Origin of the sequence: Hymenobacter montanus, from assembly GCF_014699115.1 — a bacterium.
In the GTDB taxonomy this organism is placed as follows: Bacteria; Bacteroidota; Bacteroidia; order Cytophagales; family Hymenobacteraceae; genus Hymenobacter; species Hymenobacter montanus.
The window spans coordinates 1-19,931 of record NZ_JACXAD010000024.1; the positions used below are offsets into that span (position 1 = coordinate 1).

Annotated in this window: 10 protein-coding genes and 1 pseudogene; 6 read left to right on the top strand and 5 right to left on the bottom strand. The window is 62.3% G+C overall.

Going from position 1 to position 19,931, the window contains the following annotated elements; genetic code table 11:
• A pseudogene (locus IC235_RS18185) lies at positions 1-2,606 on the bottom strand (FG-GAP-like repeat-containing protein); the annotation flags it as partial.
• Between the two features lie 1,081 nt (positions 2,607-3,687).
• On the opposite strand from IC235_RS18185, the gene IC235_RS18190 reads away from it, so the two are divergent.
• The 4 genes from IC235_RS18190 (at position 3,688) to IC235_RS18205 (ending at position 10,944) form a co-directional block, all read left to right on the top strand.
• Positions 3,688-8,544 (top strand): phosphodiester glycosidase family protein, encoded by a 4,857-nt coding sequence (locus tag IC235_RS18190; protein ID WP_191006633.1) that lies wholly within the window; start codon positions 3,688-3,690, stop codon positions 8,542-8,544.
• A gap of 511 nt (positions 8,545-9,055) precedes the next feature.
• Positions 9,056-9,649 carry a HupE/UreJ family protein gene (locus tag IC235_RS18195; RefSeq protein WP_191006634.1) on the top strand — a complete coding sequence of 198 codons (594 nt, stop codon included), beginning with the start codon at positions 9,056-9,058 and terminating at the stop codon, positions 9,647-9,649.
• A 270-nt stretch (positions 9,650-9,919) separates the two neighbouring features.
• Positions 9,920-10,378, top strand: coding sequence for an excisionase family DNA-binding protein (locus IC235_RS18200; RefSeq protein WP_191006635.1), 459 nt, complete (start codon positions 9,920-9,922; stop codon positions 10,376-10,378).
• Entirely contained in the window at positions 10,375-10,944 is a 570-nt protein-coding gene (locus tag IC235_RS18205; RefSeq protein ID WP_191006636.1) for a PIN domain-containing protein, read from the top strand. The genes IC235_RS18200 and IC235_RS18205 overlap by 4 nt, the downstream gene beginning before the upstream one ends.
• Positions 10,945-11,370: 426 nt before the next feature.
• Here IC235_RS18205 and IC235_RS18210 read toward each other — a convergent pair whose 3' ends face one another.
• Positions 11,371-11,865, bottom strand: coding sequence for a hypothetical protein (locus tag IC235_RS18210; RefSeq protein ID WP_191006637.1), 495 nt, complete (start codon positions 11,863-11,865; stop codon positions 11,371-11,373).
• Positions 11,866-12,299: 434 nt separating this feature from the next.
• On the opposite strand from IC235_RS18210, the gene IC235_RS18215 reads away from it, so the two are divergent.
• Positions 12,300-14,660: a M1 family metallopeptidase gene (locus tag IC235_RS18215; RefSeq protein ID WP_191006638.1), complete on the top strand. Its 2,361-nt coding sequence runs from the start codon at positions 12,300-12,302 to the stop codon at positions 14,658-14,660.
• Between the two features lie 415 nt (positions 14,661-15,075).
• Here IC235_RS18215 and IC235_RS18220 read toward each other — a convergent pair whose 3' ends face one another.
• A complete protein-coding gene (locus IC235_RS18220; RefSeq protein ID WP_191006639.1) occupies positions 15,076-16,959 on the bottom strand; it encodes a T9SS type A sorting domain-containing protein in 1,884 nt (627 codons plus the stop codon).
• 484 nt (positions 16,960-17,443) lie between these two features.
• Here IC235_RS18220 and IC235_RS18225 point away from each other — a divergent pair, with 484 nt between their 5' ends.
• A complete protein-coding gene (locus IC235_RS18225; RefSeq protein WP_191006640.1) occupies positions 17,444-17,779 on the top strand; it encodes a hypothetical protein in 336 nt (111 codons plus the stop codon).
• Between the two features lie 184 nt (positions 17,780-17,963).
• On the opposite strand, the gene IC235_RS18230 is transcribed toward IC235_RS18225, so the two are convergent.
• Together IC235_RS18230 and IC235_RS18235 are read right to left on the bottom strand one after the other, a co-directional pair.
• Positions 17,964-18,641 (bottom strand): cytochrome b/b6 domain-containing protein, encoded by a 678-nt coding sequence (locus tag IC235_RS18230; protein WP_191006641.1) that lies wholly within the window; start codon positions 18,639-18,641, stop codon positions 17,964-17,966.
• A complete protein-coding gene (locus tag IC235_RS18235; RefSeq protein WP_191006642.1) occupies positions 18,638-19,897 on the bottom strand; it encodes a pyridoxal phosphate-dependent aminotransferase in 1,260 nt (419 codons plus the stop codon). Before IC235_RS18235 ends, IC235_RS18230 begins: the two co-directional genes overlap by 4 nt.
• Positions 19,898-19,931 lie beyond the last annotated feature (34 nt).

Genomic DNA, 19,931 nt, shown 5'->3' on the forward strand with positions numbered 1-19,931 from the left:
CCCTCACTCGCTTGGCCATTGGTGTACAGATAGGCTCCGGCGGCCAGGTCGGCGTAGCCGTCGCCATTCAGGTCGCCCGCCCCGGCCACGCTGGAGCCCATTTGGGCACCGGCCTGGTTGCTCTCCAGGCGCAGGGCGGCTGCGGCCGGGTTGGCGGGCACGGTTTGCAGGCCACTGGCCCCGCCGTAATATACGAACACGGCCCCCTCACCTGCTTGGCCGTTGTTGTACCCAATGGCCCCGACGGCCAGGTCGGCATAGCCATCACCGTTGAGGTCGCCGGCCCCGGTCACACTAACGCCGAACTGGGCACCAGCCTGGTTATTCTCCAGGCGCAGGGCGGCCCCGGCCGGGTTGGCGGGCACGGTTTGTAGGCCGCTGGCCCCGCCGTAGTACACAAATACAACTCCTTCATCGGTCTGCCCGTTGTCGTAGAGATTGGCTCCGGCCACCAGGTCGGCGTAGCCATCGCCGTTGAGGTCGCCCACCCCGGCTACGCTATAGCCGAGTTGGGTATTGGCTTGGTTACTCTCCAGGCGTAGGGCGGCCCCGGCCACGTTCGCCGACATGGTTTGCAGGCCGTCTGCCCCACCGTAGTACACGAACACGGCGCCCTGGCCGCCATTCGGGGTGCTGCCGTATCCAGCGGCTCCGGCGGCCAGATCGGCGTAGCCATCGCCATTGAGGTCGCCCGCCCAAGCTACGCTGTTGCCCATTTGGGCGCCCTGCTGATTGCTTTCCAGGAGCAGGGCCGCCCCCGCCGGGTTAGCCGGCACGGTTTGCAGGCCGGTAGCCCTACCATAGTACACGAACACCACCCCCTCGCTGGCCTGCCCATTATTGTACCAGCCAGCTCCGGTCGCCAAATCGGCATACCCGTCGCCGTTGACATCGCCGGCCATGGCTATGCCGTAGCCCATCCGGGCGGCTTCCTGGTTGCTTTCCAGGCGCAGGGCCGCCCCAGCCGGGCTAGCGGGCACGGTTTGCAGGCCAGTGGCCGCGCCGTAGTACACGAACACTGCCCCCTCGTTGGTTTGCCCATTGTCATAGAACGGGGCTCCCGCCGCGAGGTCGGTGTAGCCATCGCCATTGAGGTCGCCCGCCCCGGCCACACTAAATCCTATCGAAGCAAATAACTGATTGCTCTCCAGGCGTAGGGCGGCTCCGGCCGGGTTGGCGAGCACGGTTTGCAAGCCGTTGGCCCCGCCGTAGTACACGAAGATGGCTCCCTCCTGGAACTCTCCGTTGGTATACAGGGGAGCCCCGACCGCCAGGTCGGCGTAGCCGTCGCCGTTGAGGTCACCACACCCACTAATACTATAGCCAAGCTGGCTATCAGCCGTGTTGGATTCCAGGCGCAAGACGGCTCCTCCTCCAGCCGAGCCGGTAGTTTGCAAGCCGTTGGCGCCGCCATGATACACGAACACGGCTCCCTCGTCGGTCTGCCCGCTGGCGTACGTGATAGCCCCGGTAGCCAAGTCGTTGTAGCCATCGCCGTTGAAGTCGGCTCCTGCCACGCTGGAGCCCAATTGGGCATTAGCCACATTGGACTCCAGTCGCAGAGCTGCCCTAGCCGGGTTGGTGGGTACCGTTCGCAGGCCGTTGGCCGCGCCGTAGTACACGAACACGGCTCCCTCGTTGTTCTGCCCGTTGTCGTAGAGATTGGCTCCGGTCACCAGGTCAGCGAAGCCGTCGCCGTTCAGGTCGCCTACCCCGGTTACGCTAAAGCCGAGTTGGGCGCCTCCCTGATCACTCTCCAGGCGCAGGGCGGCTCCGGCCGGGTTGGCGGGCACGGTTTGCAGGCCGTTAGCCCCGCCGTAGTACACGAACACGGCCCCCTCGTCAATCTGGCCGTTGTCGTACAAGAAGGCCCCCGCGGCCAGGTCGCCGTAGCCATCGCCGTTGAGGTCGCCCACCCCAGCCACGCTATAGCCGAGTTGGGCCGAGGCTTGGTTGCCCAGTACTATGGTGCCAGGGGTACTGGCTAGCGGGTCGATGGTGAGCGGATAGCGGGCCCCCTGGTCGGCCACAGCCAGCGTGAGCAAGCTGTCGCCGGGCGCCAGGGTTAGCCTGGCCGGCATCGGCCGACCCGTGGCATCCCAGGCCCGCAGGTCAGCGTAGTGGAGCACGGCTGCCCCACCGGCGGCGGGGTGAAAGGCCAAGGACTGCCCTTGCTGGCGCACCCGCAGCTCGGGCGCGTGCAGGGCCAGCCGCACCCGCACCGAGTCCGTGGCCGGGCCGGCCGGGCGCTGGTGCAGCACGTAGCTCTGGCGGACGCCGGCCGGCGTGTTGTCGTACACCTCGTCATAGGCGGGGGAGCCGTAGCGGAGCTGCCCGCCCTTGGCGGTGGTCGGGGCCGTGGCGGGGGCCAGCGGCAGGCCCGGCTGCCCGGCTCGGCCAATGCCGCGTAGGGCCCAGCTCACCTGCCAGCGGGTGGCCGCGCTCGAGTCCTGGCGGGGGCGCACGGCGTAGCGACCAGGACTCAGGAAGGTAGCCCGTAGGCCCTGGGCGCGGTTCGGGCTTTGGTAAGTTCCCGCTCCGGGCTGGAAGCGCACGTCGTACTCGCTGGCGGCGATGCGTTGCTGGACCTCGGCCATAGAAGCCATCGAGCCGGAATTAGGGACCGCTACCGCCGGTGTGAAGGGAATTGGGCCGGAGCTAGGTGCCACTACCCCGGTCGGGGACTTCGCTAGCGGGGCCGGCGCTGGCCGGCAGGCCGTAATTAACAGGGACAGGACTACCAAACATCGCAGGAGCGAGTAGTTGTATGCCATAGGTGACATGAGCTTGGGAACTTAATAATTTTATAAAGGTATCATGAGCTAATTATTTTTCAAGTTCTTGTATCGTTAAGTCAGCAATAAAGCTTGATATAATGCAGAATGCTATCCTGATAGGTCGGGTTTTGGGCTTTACTGCCGGGGACGGCTCAACGCACCGGCAGATTTGTAGAATTCGTGTTTCTAAGGGCTGCATTAATCAACCCGGGTGATGGGTTTTCCGCAGTTCGGGATGCATCGGGACTGCCCGTTTGGAGTAGGGTAGGAGCTATACCTATGGAGGTCTTTCGTCGGCTCGCTTCGGCGGCCGGGTTTGCGAGCCCCATTTTTCGCAAGCTGCCCCGTGCTGCCTACTACCAGGAGCTGAAAAACGGTGGTGACTGGCCGACTGCCCGAGCAGCGCGCTTGCCGGACGTTTTTGCTGCAAATCTGGCGCAACGAATTTGACTACACCGACTTAGTGGCGAAGCCGCCTTGGCAGCCCTAAAGCTGTCGGAAGCGGCGAATGGAACAGCGGCGGAGGGACCCGCATCGGGTGGGTCGGGGTGGGGGCTTGGCCGGCGCTTCGGGCCCCGCTGACGTAGTGGTTCTTGTTAATATTATACTTTTTTATTTTGTTGGCAGTGATCTACTCTCAGGTACGGTTGCCTCGATCTATTACGTTCCCCTGCCACCTTTCCGCTTACAAATGGGCAGTACCCGTCCGAAGGGGAATATCGGGCGACATCAATTATTCGGAGGGCCTTGGTTTGTGGAGCCCGAGGTACGGCCGGATTAACGGCGGGTTAACTCTTCGGGGAATAGTTTGCGATTCGGTGAAGTCCAGCGCAACCGGCCAGCTAAGGGCTCACAGCGCCATAGCTTTGCAGCATCCATCTGCTCTTTTCCTAATCAATCTACCTGCTCTATGCCAAAACTTACTTTCCCGGGAATGCTGTTGCCAGGGGTGCTGTCGATACTGGGGCTTTTCCAGCCGGCGCAGGCGCAAAGCACACCGCCGCTGAACTTGCGCTGGGTGCCGCGCCAGGATTTAAACGTGCTGCTGCCGCCTTCGGTGCGCGTGTTCGAAACCAACGGCACCTTGCCCGACGGCGCCCGGATCCGGGCGATGTACACCCGCATTGCCCTGGCCGACCGCAACCTGCGCCTGCGCGCTGTCGGCGAAGAAAGAGGACCGGCGTTCCGCCTTAAAACCACCGCTGAATACGCGGCGCTGAACCAGGCTATCTGGGCCGTGAACGGCGGCTATTTCGGTGCTAACTCCTCGGCCAGCCTCGTCATCACCGATGGCAATGGCGTGGCCCCAAACCAGAAAACAATTCCCCGTAACGGTCGCAACTATACCCCCACGCGGGGCGCGTTCGGCCTGGTCAACCGCGTACCCGACGTGGCGTGGGTGTATGGCCTGGGCGGCTCCCTAGATGGGCCCGATAACACTACCTGGGCTTATCCGAACCCGAGCCTCAACGACCCCACCCAGCCGCCGCAGGCAGTGCCCAGCCCCACGTTTCCGGCCGGTGGGGTGGTCTGGAACGCCAGCCAGGCGGTGGGCGGCGGGCCGGTGCTGGTGCACAACAGCCAGGTGCGCGTCACGGCCGCCGAAGAAATCATTGCCCCCGACATTGCCGTAGGCCGCAACCCGCGGACGGCGGTGGGCTACCTGGCCGGCGACACGGTGATTGTGGTGGCGGTGGACGGCCGCCAGGCTGCCAGCGCGGGCGTTACGCTGCAAGAAATGGCGCAAATGCTGGTGGAGCTGCGGGTCCGTGAGGGCCTCAACCTCGATGGCGGCGGCTCGACCACCATGTTAGCCGCGGGTGAGGTGGTGAATAACCCCACGGACCGCCCCGGGGGCGACCGCAATCAGCTGCGCTCGAACGCCTCGTCGCTGGTGCTGTCGGAGGCAGTGCCGAGCCCGCGCCGGCCGGTTATTGTAATTGATACCAACAACCCGCTCTACTCCGAAAGCGGGCTCTGGACCGCCACCAACCATCCCAGCGCTTACCTGCCCACCGCCTCGCGGGGGGCCACGGTGGGTGCGCCGGGCACCAAGGCGCGCTACAGCCTGGGCCAACTGCCCCGCGGTCGGTACCAATTGGCGGCGTGGTGGACCATTGGTACGGGCAACGCCCGCCGCGTGCCCTACGTGCTGCATCGCGGCACGCGGCGCGACACCTTGCTGGCCGACCAAAACGACCTCTCGACTACGGCCCGCTGGAACGTGCTGGGTACCTTCGACCTGGCACCCGGCGATTACGTGGAGCTGCTGGCCCGGGGGCAGGGAGGGACTCGCGTCATTGCCGATGCCTTGCGGCTAGTGGAGCTGGAGCGCGCGCCAACTACCGTACCACCCCGGGGGGACCTGCGCATCGCGGTGATAAGCGACCTGAACGCGGCCCTGGGCTCGTCGACGTACGAGTGGCAAGTCGACAGCATCATGCAGCGCATTCCGCGCATCTGGCAACCCGACCTGGTGGTGTGCGGGGGCGATATGGTGGCCGGCCAGGGGGTGAGCACCGACGCTATTATGCGCACGATGTGGCAGGGCTTCGACCGCTCGGTGACGTCGAAGTTTCGGCGGGCGGGCATCCCGTTTGCCTTCACCCTGGGCAACCACGATGGCACCCGCTCGCTGCCCATGGAGCGCCGCGTGACGCGTGAATTCTGGCGTAACCCGGCCTACGCGCCACCTTTGGCCTTCGTGGATAGCGTGAATTACCCGGCCTATTACTCGTTCCGGCAAGACCAGGTGTTTGTGGTGAGCTGGGATGCGTCGTCGGACGTTATTATGCCGGCCAACCTGGCCTGGGTGCAGCAGCAATTTAGCTTGCCCGAGGCGCGGGCGGCCCGCATGCGTCTGTTGGTGGGCCACCTGCCCCTGTACTCAATCGCGCAGGAGCGCGACGGGGTGGGCAATGTGTTGCGCAACAACGAAGCGCTGCGCAAAATCCTGGAACGGCTCGACGTGAAAACTTACATCAGCGGCCATCACCACGCCTACTTCCCCGGCCGGCGCGGCGACTTGGAGCTGCTGAACGCGGGGGCGGCCGGCTCGGGCCCGCGCCCGTGGCTCACGCTGGACAAGGCCCCGACGAATACGATTACGATTATGGACGTGTACTACCGCCAGGACAGCGTGGCGTATACGACCTACGACATCTTGCAGCGCAACGCCGCCGACATGGCCACCTTCGACCCGGCAGTGCTGCCGCGCATTATCTACGGGTACGACGGCTCATTTGTGGTGCGGCGCGACTTGCAGGCCGAGCCAGTGGCGGCCACGCTCTCGCCGCTGCATTTGGAGCTGGGGCGCCCGGCCGGCTCGGCGACGGCCACAGCCCGGGCGGTTATCGCCAACCAGCGGGTGCGGGTGACGGGCTCGTTTACTAACCTGGCCAGTCCGCTGCTTGACGACCGCGCGGCCGTGGCCATCGGCGGGGGCAGCCACGGCACTGCCGGGCGCCTGCTGGGCCAGCTTACGGTGCTTTCCAGCGACCGGCGGACCGGCACGTTCAGCGGTACGCTCGACGCGAAGTCGGACACCGTGACCGACCAACTGCGGGCGGGGGCCTTGTTCATCCGGCTGCGGACCCAGGCCAACCCCAACGGCGAGCTGCGCGGGCAGCTCTACGGCGCCGCCAACCAGCCACCCCGCCCCACGGCCGTTAGCTCGACGCGCCCCGCCGATGTCTACGCCGTGCGTAACCTGGAAGCCCTGTTTGGCGTGAGCTGGCCGCCGAGCGAGGAGCCCGACGGCGACCCGGTGACGTACTTCTACCAGCTCGCTACTGATTTGAACTTCAACAACATCGTTTTCCAGGAAGGTACCGGCCGGGCCACCACCGTGCGCCGCCGCGAAGATGCCTGGTATGCCTTGCTCGGCAGCTCGGCCCCTGGCACGGCCGTGCGCTTTTACCAACGCGTGCTGGCCACCGACGGCAAAAGCATCGTGCCTGGTCCAGCCCTCGTCCTGCAGCTGACCAAGAGCGACGAGCCCCTCACCGACCTGGTGGAGGTGCCCGCCCCCGACTTTCGCTACGATGGCAACATCTTGCCCGGTGCCAACGGCTACGGAGCCACCACCGACGGCTTCGGCAAGCTGTGGCTGCTCGACTACTCGGGCCGCCTCCACGTGCGGCTGCCCAATGGCCAACCCGCGTCGTTCTCGCCTTTGCTCAACACGAATCCGGCCCTGGGGCTGACATCCCAGAACACCGGCCTCGGCACCGACCGCGACGGCCACATTCTGATTAGCTCGAACGCCAAGCTCGTCAAGATCAATGCCCAGACCGGCACCCTGATTGCCTCCTGGACGGCCCCGGCGCGCGCCGGCGGCCAGGCCAATACCCTGACTACACCTCGGGTCGATAGCTGGGGCCGGGTATTCGTCGCCAGCCTGTGGGGCGACGACTACACCTACATCCTGCGCCAGGCCGGCGCCACCTTCCGACTGGTACGCCGGCTCACGCTGCCCGACCGCATCCTGAGCCGGGCCTTCGCCATGGAGCCCGACGGCCTGACCTTGTACCTGCCCGACCCCGGAACGGCCCAAATTCAGCGCTACACCAGCCCCGATACCGTGAACTACACGCTCGCGGGCACCATCACGAGCCTGGCGGCGGGGTCGAGCGGGGTGCAGGTGCTGCCCGGCCGGCGCCTGTTCGCGGCCGTGCGAGCCGTGGGCTCTACCCCGGCTTCTTTCCACTTTCGCGACGAAACCAATCAGCGACTCTGGAACCTGCCCCTGCCCGAAGTCGGCAACGCCGAAGCCCGCGGCCTCGGCGTATCAGCCACCGGCGACACGCTGCTGTACTGCGCCTGGAATAACGGCGGCATTCACCGCTACGTCCGCGTGCAGACCGGCGCGCCGGCGGCCGTGAGCCCGATTCGTACATACCGCATCGGCCAGTTGCGCCCGGTGCAGCCCCTGACCGGCATAGCCGACTCGGCCGGCGTGTACTGCCGCCTGGAGGGCGTGGTTAATAGCCCCAACTTCCGGGATGCCGGGCTGGACTTCTCGCTCGTGGATGGCGATAAGGCCATTAACGTGGTGCGCCAAACCGACAACCTGGCCTACCCTGTGCGTCCCGGCGACCGGCTCCGCGTCATCGGCCGGGTGGTGCAGGAAAACGGCCTGATTCGCTTCCAGGCCGACTCATTACGGCGGCTGGCGGCGGGCCAGCCACTGTTTGATCCTATCCTCCAGACCGGCCCGCTCGCCGACAGTACCGAGTCGTTGCCCGTGGAGCTACGCGGCGTCCGGCTTGTTGACCCCGCCCAGTGGACTACCGGGCAGGGCTATCCTGGCTTCGGCGTAGATCTGCAAGATGAGGTGCGCACCTACCGCGCCTACATTCACCATAACTCGGGCCTGTATCAGACTGCCGCGCCCACCGGCTTCTTCACCCTGCGGGGAGTAGTGTATCAGTTCAATCCTGAAGCCCCGTTTCTGGGCGGCTACGAGCTGTGGCCCCGCTCGATCCAGGACCTTGGCGTGCTGCTGGGCACCCAGGGGGGGAGTAACCAGCCGGCCTTCCGCCTGCACCCTAACCCCACTACCGGCCTGTTACAGGTAGAAGCCCCATCCGGCGAGAAGCTACGGCAGCTGGAGGTGCTCAACCTGCTCGGCCAGCGGCTATACCGGGAATCGGTGGACGGCGTGCCCACGGCCCAGCTGCGCGTCAGCAATCTGCCCCCCGGCATCTACCTGCTGCGCCTGATGACTAATAAGCAAACCGCAACCCAGCGGTTCGAGAAGCTGTAGGCTGGATTAGGCTGAATAGACATGAAAAAGCCGCCTTTCTGATTTGAAGGGCGGTTTTTCATGTCTATTCAGGCCTGCCTGCCAGGCATAGTGGCGGTGCCCGGGCTATTTCCGCTACCTGCCGGCCCCTCAGTTGCCCCTGGGCTACTCTTGCGCGCTTTTGATGCTGGGCAATGGCTTCGTACGACCAGGGCTGTTACGGCCGCGAGGGGTTAGCAGCGGCTGGTCAAGAAAAGTACCCCGCCGAAGCGCCGGGGCGTAGGTGGGGCTTTCCCACTAAGCAGCCCACCGCTGTAGCTGCCTGGACAATTACCTGGTTCTGGTGCTGCTGGTAGTTTTCGCCCTACGACCATCGTATCGGCGGGTCGCGGTGGTTAAGAACATTATTGGGGAGAGCAGCGGGCCACTTCTTTTCTCTCCCAGGTAAAGGGAGCCATTTCTGGGTTCATCCACATTGGATAAAAATCCGACCTTCGCCTTTTCGTCTTGCATTCAACTGAAAAAAATAGGAATGTCCGTTTTTCAAACCTACCTCCATCTTGGTTTCTTACATATCTGCACGCTACGGGCGGCCGACCACCTCACCTTTCTGCTGGCGCTGTGCGCGCCCTACGCGCTGGCCGACTGGCGCCGGGTGCTGGCCCTGGTCACCAGCTTCACTGTTGGCCATTCCCTCACCCTGGCGCTCGCTACGTTGGGCATAGTGGCATTGCCCTCCGCCCTGATCGAAGCGTTAATACCGGTTACTATTATGGTTACGGCGCTGGGCAACATGCGCGGGGCCAACCGGGGGCTCAAGGGCAGGAATCAGGAGGCTAGTGTGGCGTTCAATGGTTGGGCGCTGGCTTTTGGGCTGATTCACGGTCTGGGCTTTTCTAACTACCTGCGGGCCTTGCTGGGCCCGGCCAGCCGCCCCATCAAGGAGTTGCTGGCTTTCAACGTTGGGGTAGAGCTAGGGCAGGCGCTCATCGTGAGCATCATTCTATTCGCGGGCCTGGTGGTGTTGCGAATCTTCGGCGTGGCCCGGCGCGACTGGCTGCTGACCACCAGTGCCGCCGCCCTTGGCATTGCCGCCGTTCTGCTGGTGCAGCAACTGACCCATTGATAGCTGAATAATTACTCCAGGTGTTTCGCATCGCACTGTTCAAACTGCACGAAGTAGTTCATCAAGTTGCCAGTGCTTTAGAAGGCGGAGTACGCCGTCTTCCCACGCGGCCTGCACATTATCCGGTTCCGGCGCAGCGGTGGCCTTAGTTAAAAATTGGATACAAGTGCTACACGCAAATCAGCCTAAGTTCGTCACTTAACTAAATTACCGGGAAATCTTTGTTTCGTTTATTTCGTTTATAAATTGCATACGATAATATAACCGGCTATGGAAGCAATACTAGAGAAGCCATCTTTACAAGACCAACGTGTGGCCAGCGCCTCGTTGCCTTATTTCGACGCTTTTCACAAGAGAGGGCTAAAGAAGGGCGGCGACCTAGTTGAGCTCCGATTGCAGGAGCACGACGAAGCTGTGACCATTCCCCGTAAGGCATTGGAGCTGTTGAAGTTCATTCTGTTGAGCATGGCCGAGGGCAAAGCCGTATCCCTCATTCCGTCCGATTCTGAATTGAGCACCCAGCAGGCCGCCGACATGCTCAACGTTTCACGCCCCCACTTGGTCAAACTCTTGGAGCAGGGGGCTATCCCCTTCAAAAAGGTGGGCAGCCACCGCCGGGTGCAACTGGAGCACCTGTTGAGCTATGAGCAACAGCAAGCCCAGCAGCAGCGGCAGCACCTGCAGTTTTTAGTCCAACAGGCCCAGGAGCTTAACTTGGGCTACCAATGATTCACTCGTCCCGCTTTGTTGCCGTGCTGGATGCGTGCGTGCTCTATCCTGCGCCCATCCGAGATTTACTCCTGCACCTGGCCAGCTTAGGACTTTATACACCCAAGTGGACGGAAATTATTCACGACGAGTGGATGCGCAACCTGCTGTTGAATAGGCAGGACCTCACAGCTGAGCAGCTGCGAAAGACCAAAGACGCCATGTGTGGAGCCTTTCCTGATGCCGATGTGGTAAACTTTGAGCCGCTGATAGAGGCGCTGGAGTTACCCGACCCGGATGACCGCCATTTGCTCGCGGCAGCTATTCGGTGCCAAGCAGACGTTATCGTTACGGCCAATTTGAAAGATTTCCCTGCGATCGCGCTGGCATCGTACGACGTGGAGGCCCAGCACCCGGACGCCTTTATCTCCAACCTCATTGACTTGAACCCAGAAAAGGCCCTGGAGGCGTTTCGGACGCAGGTCGCCTTTCTTAAAAACCCGCCCCGGACGGCCGCTCAGATTTTAGATAATTTTCGAAAAGTGGAGATGCCTGTCACGGCCGACAAACTGGCCACCTTGCTGTAGTTCGTCCCGTACTCCTTGTATCATGCAAACTGATTAAAGGGCTGCCTGTGGAGCTTTTGCAGGGCTGCCCGGCCGCCGGTTCAGTCGTTTTCGTTGGCCGGGCCTACGTGCGTGGCCAACAGCAAGCCGCCGGTATCAGGAGTTGGCGTGTGCGGCCCTGGATTTTTTATTTCCATCAAAGCCCTTATCTACTACGCCCCGGGCGCGACTGGTTGCTGACTACCAGTCCCGTCCGGGGCAGTGCCTCCGTTCTGCTGGTGCGGCATCTGGTCTCCTGATGGTTGAATGGTTACGGCTCGCGGCTCCTTGCGAAGTCCCCAATGGCATAAGCCCGGGTTGTGTTATCCGCTTGCTGCCCTGGGCCCGCCCGTATTTACGGGACTGGCCGCTGCTAATGCGGGTAGGGGAGGTACAGTAGGTTTTTTGCTACGGCTGCCGCACCAGTTCCAGGTATTTCGCGTCGCACTGCTCAAACTGCACGTAGTAGTTCATCGAGTTGCCGGTATTCTGAAGGCGGAGTACGCCGTCTTCCCACACGGCCTGCACATCATCCATTTCCGGCGCCACCGCCGACGGCTCAGCGGCCTTCAGGCCAACGAAGGTGAAGCCCGTGGTTGAGCCCTCCCGCGATACCTGTACTTTACCGCGTACTCCTCGGCAAGAGAAAAAGTAGTCGTCCGCCTGCTTGTTTATGATTATCGACAAAGGACACAGGGCCGTATCCTCCACGGTATAGGTTCCGGCGTAGTTGGGAGTGGCCGCCATGCCTGAGCCAGACGCTGTTGTGGGGGTGGAATCGGTGGCGGGCGGTTGAGTCGGGCGCGCGGTAGCCGCAGGAGCAGAGGTAACGGGTGTTTTTGAGTCGCAGGCCGCGAAGGCCAGACAGGTTGTTGCAGTGAGGAGGACGATACCTGTTTTCATCTGACTGAGGAAGCAGACTGGTTTTGCCAACGTAAGTATACGACGAGCGGTAGTCGGGTATTAGCTGCCAGGCCCGGCCGCTGGCCCCGACGGATAGCCATCCGGCCAAGCGCTGGATGTTCCTTCATACCAAACCTGCCCTCCTGGCGCAGCCTTGCGTTCTCTTGCCGGCTTTAGCAGGATGGGTGAGGTCAGATGCTTTCGACCATCAGTCCAGAGCCGGTAGCCGCCGCGCATCGAGCTCCTATACCGCGGAGGCCCGTGCTGCTGGCGTTGCAAATCCTGGGCTCCAGTGGTGGCCGATTAGCTTGAGGCCCGCCCAGCTCCGGCGCCCGTTTCTGCCAGCTCCAATGCCCAATGCCGCTGTCTGCCTACCTTGCTGCCTCATTCCTGGCGGGTGTTTTAGTTTTGTTTTCGCTTTTTACGCTCTTTCTATGCGTCGTTTTTTGTTTGCCGGCCTGCTGCTGGCGTTGGGCACCTCTCAGTTCGCCGCAGCCCAGACCACCAACTCGGGGACCGATAAATTCGCGCAGCTCGAAACGCTGCTGCCCACTGCCAACACGTACCGTACCGCCAGCGGGGCCCCGGGCAAGGACTACTGGCAGCAGCGCGCCGACTACGACATCAAGGTCACGCTCGACGATGACAAACAAGCCATCAGCGGCCGTGAGACCATCACCTACACCAACCTGTCGCCCGACGTGCTGCCTTACCTGTGGATGCAGCTCGACCAGAACATTCTGGACAAGAACTCGATGACGACGGCTACGCAGGTGGGGCAACTGCAAGAAAAGGTATCCTTCCAAACGCTGGAGGGCTTGTTGTCGGACTTCGATGGTGGGTTCAAGATTGAGAGCGTGACCGGCAAGGACGGCCAACCGCTGAAAACCGTAATCAATCACACCATGATGCGCGTGGACCTGCCCACGCCCCTGCGCCCTGGCCAGGCGGTGTCGTTCGACGTGAAGTGGCGCTACAACATCAACGACCAGCTCAAAATCAACGAGCGCAGCGGCTACGAGTACTTCCCCGAGGATAAGAACTACCTCTACGAAATCGCGCAGTTTTATCCGCGCATGGCCGTGTATTCCGACAACCAGGGCTGGCAGCACAAGCAGTTCCTGGGCACGGGCGAATTTACCCTGCCCTTCGGCGACTACCGCGTGAGCATCACGGTGCCCGCCGACCACGTGGTGGGCGCCACCGGGACGCTCCTCAACGCGGCCCAGGTGCTCACCCCCACCCAGCAGAAGCGGTTCGCCGAAGCTAAAACGGCCCGGAAACCGGTGCTCATCGTGAGCCAGGAAGAAGCAGTGCGCAACGAGGGCAGCCGCGCCACCGGTACCAAAACCTGGAGCTTCGCCGCCAAAAACGTGCGCGACTTTGCCTGGTGCAGCTCGCGCAAGTTCATCTGGGATGCCATGGGCATTAGCCAGAGCGGCAAGCCGGTGATGTGCATGTCGTACTACCCCAAGGAAGGCAACCCCCTCTGGGGCAAGTACTCGACCCAGGTCGTGGCGCACACCATCAAAACCTACTCCAAGTTTACCATCCCGTATCAGTACCCGGTGGCCATCTCGGTGCACGGCCCGGTGGGCGGCATGGAATACCCCATGATCTGCTTTAATGGCGGCCGGCCCGAAAAGGACGGTACCTACTCGGCCGAGCGCAAATACGCCATGATTTCGGTGATTATCCACGAGGTGGGCCACAACTTCTTCCCGATGATTATTAACTCCGACGAGCGGCAGTGGACGTGGATGGACGAGGGTCTGAACTCGTTCTGCCAGTTCCTGACCGAGCAGGAGTGGGAGCGCAACTACCCCTCGCGGCGGGGCGAGCCCCGCGGCATCGTGCCCTACATGCTGATGGATAAGAGCCTGCAAAACCCCATCATGACCAACTCGGAGTCGATACTGCAATTGGGCTCCAACGCCTACGGCAAGCCCGCCACGGCGCTCAACATTCTACGCGAGACGGTGATGGGCCGCGAGCTGTTCGACTACGCTTTCAAGACGTACGCCACGCGCTGGGCCTACCGGCATCCTACCCCGGCCGACTTCTTCCGCACCATGGAAGACGCCTCGGCCGTGGACCTGGACTGGTTCTGGCGCGGCTGGTTTTACTCCACCGACCACTGCGACCTGGCCCTCGAATCCGTTAAGTTCTACTCAGTGAGCACGAGCAACCCGGTGGTGGAAAACCAGCGCCGGCAGCAGCAGCAAGCTGGCACGCCACCCTCCATCTCGGCCCAGCGCAATGCCACCGACATCAAGCAAACCCTGGTGGAGGCTAATCCCGAGCTGAAGGATTTCTATAACACCTACAACCCGTTGGCCGTAACCGAGGCTGACCAACAGCGCTACACGGCCTACCTGGGCACCCTCAAGCCTGAGCAGCGGCAGCGCCTGGGCGACCCGCAGCACTTCTACGAGCTGAGTTTGCGCAACGTCGGCGGGCTGGTGATGCCCGTCATCCTGCAGCTCACCTACGCCGACAACTCGCAGGAACTCCGCACCCTTCCCGCCGAAATCTGGCGCCGCAACAACGAGCAGGTGACCAAGATCATCGTCACCAAGCAGCCGGTGATCAGCTTCGTGCTCGACCCCTTCCAGCAAACGGCCGACACCGATCAGTCGAACAACGCCTTCCCGCGCCAGCCCACGGCCTCCCGCTTCGAGCTGTTTCAGCAGCAGGCCGCTGGCAATAATGCTCCCCAGGCGCCCAACCCCATGCAGCAGGCGCCAGCACCCGGCAGATCTCCGCAGCCGCCGGCAAACGGGGGCCCTAAGTGAGCCAGCCAGCTTCCTTGGCCAGGGGAATGCTGTTCCGTCTTCTATTTAAGTATATGCCAACAAACCGAGTAGGACCTGAGGGGCTGCCTTGGTGAAGCCATCACGTTGCGAGCGGTGGTCCATGCCTAACTATGCTTACGTGAACGGCTCATCAGGATGGCCTTTTTGCTGAGGACGTATTTTTTCGGATGGGCTCTAAGTGGCCCTCCCAAAGTACCCGGATCAGCCAAGTGACTACGCCGGCCTTCGGTTCGCGCCACATGACCGCCTCTCATATCCGTTTACTCAGGTTCGGGTAGCCGGGTAAAGGACTCTGCCCGCGGTTGTACCACCACGCATATTCAACTCGCTACCTCATGAAAAAGCCCCTGGAAATATTTCCAGGGGCTTTTTCCGGCCTTCGATGGGCAAAAGCCTATTCGCGTGCCAGCGACAGGGTCAGATTTACGTCCGGGCCGACAACGTGCACCACGTAGCGGCCCGGCGGTAACTGCTCGACGCTCAACGGCTGCTTGCGGGCGCCCTCGAATACGTAAGCCCCCAACTGCCGCCCCATTAGATCAAGAATCCGGACCTGGTAGGTCCCGGCCGGCAACTCCGTCAGGTCCAGGGCGGCGCGGCCGGGCGTCGGGTTGGGATAGAGCTTCGCGCCGCCTTTAGTGAGGCGGGTGAACGTCACTGCCCGTACCGGGCCCCAACTGGCCGTGCCGTCGGTGTCGACTTGGCGCAGGCGATAGTAGACCAGCGCGTGGCCCTGATGCCCCACCCCGGCATCGGTGAAGCGATAGTCCGTGGGACGGGTGCTGCTGCCTTGGCCGCGCTCGGCGCCCACGCGCTCAAACGAGCGGGCGTCGAACGAGCGCTCGATCTCGAAACGCTCGTTGTGGAGTTCGCTGGCCGTCGTCCAGTTCAGCAGCGCGTCGCTTCCCTGAGCCTGGGCCGCGAAGTCCTGTAATTCCACTGGCAAAGGTTTGGGCAGTTGAGTGGTGATGCTGGCGCTGTTGTTGGGGGTGTTGTTGTCGGTTCGCAGGCACGAGCCCACGTTGCTGGTGACCGTCACCGGCGCGTTGGGCATGGGGAAGCTGATGGTGTTAGTCACCAGGTTGGAGCCCGCCGTCGCCTGAAGCGTGGTCGTGGGCGCAAAGGTGACCACCCCGGTGGTGGCGTTGTACGTGGCCCCGGCGGGCAGTGTCACCGTGCCCGCCGCGGGGGCCGGCGTCAGCGTCAGGGTAGGCGTCACGTTGAGGGCGGGGTTCGAGCCGAGGTTGGTGGTCGTGTGGGTGTAGGTCACGGGTTGGCCCGCCGGGGCCGACGCCGGGCCCGTGGGCGCCGTGCGCAGGTCCGCCGTCGGAGGCGTCGGCTGGAGCGTGAGGCTGGCGTTATCGGGGATAGCGCCAGAGGAAGAACTCGGAAGGTCTGGTGAGCTCGAGCTCACACTGGCAGCGATTGATAACGGTGTGTTATCGGTAGGGGGCACGGTGAAGCGGACGATGACATAGTCATAGTACGACCCGACGGGAGCGGAGGGCGACGATTCATCAGAACCGCGTAGGGTGTCCCTGGGGGCCAGCGTCATCACCCCCGTAGCGGGGTTGTATGAGGCCGGCAGGTTCGGGATCCGCTGGATCGACACGATGTTCAGGTTCGGGGGTAGGGTAAGGGTAGGTACCACGCTAATGGCTGGCAGGCCGCCGCCGTTAGTGAAGAGGCATTGCAACCGCACCGTCTCACAGTGATAGGGGTTTGTGTTGCTAATGCTGGTGGCGCCACTAGCAGACAAGGTCACGCCTAAATTCTGCGCCGTCCGCACCACGATGGAGGCGCTGGACGCGTTGTTGCCCGGCGGGTCGTTGACTGCTGTGGCCGAGCTGACGTTGCCGGAGGCCGCAACGCCATCAGGCCTCTGCAGGAGGAAGCTGACCGTGGTGACGGCGCTCTGGCCGGGGCCCAGGCTGATGACGGGCAGCGACACTACCCCGGTGTTGTAATTGTAGGAGCCCTGGGGCGCTACCGTCACGTTATTGAGTTGCCCCGGCAAGGTCAGGGTCCGCACCACGTTGAAGACGCTGGTACTTGCCGAGAGGTTGCGGGTGGTAAAGGTGAAGCTTACGGGCGCGTTAAAAGGGGCTTTGCCGTATCCCGGAACGTGGCCATTGGGGACCAGCTCGGTTTTCAGGTCCTGCGCGGCGACCGAAAAGCCCAGCGCCAGGTTAAGCAAGAGCGCTCCTGCTAGCATCGCGAATACGCGCCGGCCCGCAAAGGCAACTGGCGCCAGCCAAGGAATAAAAGATGTTTTCATAGGAAGCAATACGGTGGAAAGGGTGACTTGGAAAAGCAGGCCAGCGCCATTACTTGCGTAGCAGCCTTGTTATACTCCAAATCTGGTTACAAGTTAAACAGAAATTATTGGGCTATGTTCCAATTTCTTCCTGTAACTTATTGCAATTTTTTTATTTTATTGAACACATCTGCTAGCTGATGTTCAGCGCTCTCACAAGTATGCTAGCGTAGGTAGCGCATGGGCCTAGAAGGTAGCAGGCCTTGCGCCGGCCCCAAAGCTGGGCCAGCTCTCTAGCATTCAGTTTGGGCCGTAGTCTTTATAGTGGCCTGCCCATCTGTTGGCTGGGGTATTGGTAGAGCCGACGGTGCGATGATATCCCAAATGATGGATGTATGGGTAAGACCCGGAAGGCAGGTAGTGGCGGGGGAAAGTTTCTCGAAGTTTAAGCTTGGTAGCGTTTGTCAGGGGGGCCGGCCCGGACAGGGGCACTATATTAGCCACCATGAAAAAGTTATTCGCAATGGGGGCGTGTCTGCTGGCACTAATGGGTAATCCAATTGGAGTTTATGCCGGCGATACAGAGGTTGTGGTGGTCCGCGTGTACGAGGCGGGGCAAAAAGGGGAGATCGTGCTTACCGGACCGAATGGGCGGAAGGAGACAGTCTTGTTCGAAAGCGGAGCGGGCACTAAAAAGCTGGCCGCCGCGGGGAAGGCTTACCACGCAGTTGTGACAAAGCTCTATCAAGAGGGCTATGGGTTGACCAGCACCTTTACCACCAGCGGTAATGGTACCACGCGTTACAACATCACTACGTTGATTTTCACGAAGGGGGACTAGGACCCGTGCTGCCGGCGACGATGCGGGTTAGGTCGGGCTGGCTATGTTATCCCTGATGGTTTTGATGTTGCATCTACCCAGAGCAGTCCTGCCCTAAGCGAGGGCTGTCAGTCATGTCTCATTCGGGTAGCAGGAACAGTATACCTTACCACCGCTTACCTGATGGATGGCGCACCAGCCAGGGTCAGAAAGAGCGCGTTTCCCGCGCTGCACCGCCCACCATGCGCGAAATCAACCCGTGGTCGGTGGTGATTTCGGCCCACACCACGCCGACCACGTGCACCGCGAAAAAGGCGATGATGAAGTACATGGTTACGTTATGAATTTCTTTGAGGGTGTGCTCCAGCTCACCCAAAAAGGGCACGTCATCAGCCCAGGTAAGGCCCAAGCCGGTGATAGCTATGATGGTCAGTGCCAGGTAAAATAACGCGTAGCTGCTCTTGATAAACAGTGATTTACCCATCCTGCCCTTGTCGGCTGCCGGCGCCAGCCGGTAGCGGCGGGCCACCTCCCGCAGCCGGGCCGTAAACCGTAGCTCCGAGGGCCCACGCAGCTCCAGCCCCACGCGCAGCAGCCAGAAGGCCGCCAGCGTCAGCCCAATGTAGATGTGCCACTGCCAAATCCGCTCACTAATGATGTGGGCGAACGCATTAGCCTGCTTCACGGTCAGCTTCACGTTCTCGTGGCCCAGGGATTTCAGGAACTCGGGTACGGCTGAGCGGGCGTCGACGATGACTTTCAAAAACAGAATGGTGAGCAACTGTCCACTCACGAGCAGCGTGTTGCCCCAATGCCACACCCGCAACGGCGCCGTATAGTCGTGAGTGGGAGCTTCGGTGGTAGAGGCAGCGGCTGGGTTCATTGGAGTTGCGTTAATAATGGGGCTGTGAAGGCTGAAGCCACTTCCGTAGTGGTGAGCGGCGGCTCGGTACGGCCGGGGTAAGCCAACAGCGCGCGTTCCAGGCAGTCGAGGGCGGCGGCCAGGTCGGTCCGGTTGATGACGTAAGCCAGGCGCACCTCCTGGCTGCCCAGGCCCGGCGTCTGGTAGAAGCCGTTGGCGGGGGAAAGGAGGAGGGTTTGATTTTCGTAGGAGAAGCTTTCCAATAGCCACTGCCCAAAGGCTTCGGTATTGTCGACGGGCAGGTGAGCCAGCACGTAGAAGGCGCCGCCGGGGCGGGGGCACACCACCCCGGGCATGGCCTGCAGCCGGGCCACGGTCAGGTCGCGCCGGGCCTGATATTCGGCCTTGCTCTCGTCGAAATACGATTCGGGCAATTCGGCTGCGGCCTCGGCCAGCAACATGCCCAGGCCGGGCGGACTCACCCGCATCTGCGCGAAGCGAAAGGCGGCCACGTACACCTGCTTGTTTAGCGTGACTAGCGCCCCCACCCGGGCCCCGCAGGCGCTGTAGCGCTTCGAGATGGTGTCGACCACCACCACATTGGGCTCGGCGCCGGCCAGCTCCAGGGCACTCACGTAGGGCGCGTCGTAGCAGAACTCGCGGTAGGCCTCGTCCGAAATCAAGTACAGGCTGTGCGCTTTGCACAGGCCCAGGATACTTTCCAGCTCGGCGCGGCGGTACACGTAGCCAGTGGGGTTGCTGGGGTTACAGATGAGAATGGCGCGCGTCCGGGGGGTGAGGGCCCGCTCAAAGTTAGCCAGCGGCGGTAGGGCGAAGCCGTTATCGATGCGGGCCGTAACGGGCACGATATTCACGCCGGCCGCAATGGAGAAGGCGGTGTAGGTGCCGTAGAACGGCTCAGGAATAATGATTTCATCGCCCGGGTTCAGGCAGGTAAGCAGGGCGAACAAGATGGCCTCGCTGCCGCCCGTGGTCACGATGATGTCTTCCATTACCACCGGCAGGCCGGCCCGCTGGTAGTAGGCGGCCAGCCGGTGGCGGTAGCTCTCGGTACCGGCGCCGTGGCTGTAGCCCAGCACCCGGATGTCGGCGTTGCGCACGGCGGCCAGCGCAGCCGGGGGCGTTTCGATATCGGGCTGCCCAATGTTGAGCGGATAAACAATCCGGCCTTGTTGGCGAGCCAGCTCGGCGTACGGAGCCAGCTTGCGAAACGGAGAAACGGGCATGGCCTGCCCCCGTCGGGATATTTCTAACATAACCTAAAATTAAACCTTTCGGCAAGCATACGGC

Coding starts and splice junctions, on each gene's coding strand:
- IC235_RS18190 (WP_191006633.1), top strand. CDS start 3,688: ATGCCAAAACTTACTTTCCCGGGAATGCTGTTGCCAGGGGTGCTGTCG.
- IC235_RS18195 (WP_191006634.1), top strand. CDS start 9,056: ATGTCCGTTTTTCAAACCTACCTCCATCTTGGTTTCTTACATATCTGC.
- IC235_RS18200 (WP_191006635.1), top strand. CDS start 9,920: ATGGAAGCAATACTAGAGAAGCCATCTTTACAAGACCAACGTGTGGCC.
- IC235_RS18205 (WP_191006636.1), top strand. CDS start 10,375: ATGATTCACTCGTCCCGCTTTGTTGCCGTGCTGGATGCGTGCGTGCTC.
- IC235_RS18210 (WP_191006637.1), bottom strand. CDS start 11,865: ATGAAAACAGGTATCGTCCTCCTCACTGCAACAACCTGTCTGGCCTTC.
- IC235_RS18215 (WP_191006638.1), top strand. CDS start 12,300: ATGCGTCGTTTTTTGTTTGCCGGCCTGCTGCTGGCGTTGGGCACCTCT.
- IC235_RS18220 (WP_191006639.1), bottom strand. CDS start 16,959: ATGAAAACATCTTTTATTCCTTGGCTGGCGCCAGTTGCCTTTGCGGGC.
- IC235_RS18225 (WP_191006640.1), top strand. CDS start 17,444: ATGAAAAAGTTATTCGCAATGGGGGCGTGTCTGCTGGCACTAATGGGT.
- IC235_RS18230 (WP_191006641.1), bottom strand. CDS start 18,641: ATGAACCCAGCCGCTGCCTCTACCACCGAAGCTCCCACTCACGACTAT.
- IC235_RS18235 (WP_191006642.1), bottom strand. CDS start 19,897: ATGTTAGAAATATCCCGACGGGGGCAGGCCATGCCCGTTTCTCCGTTT.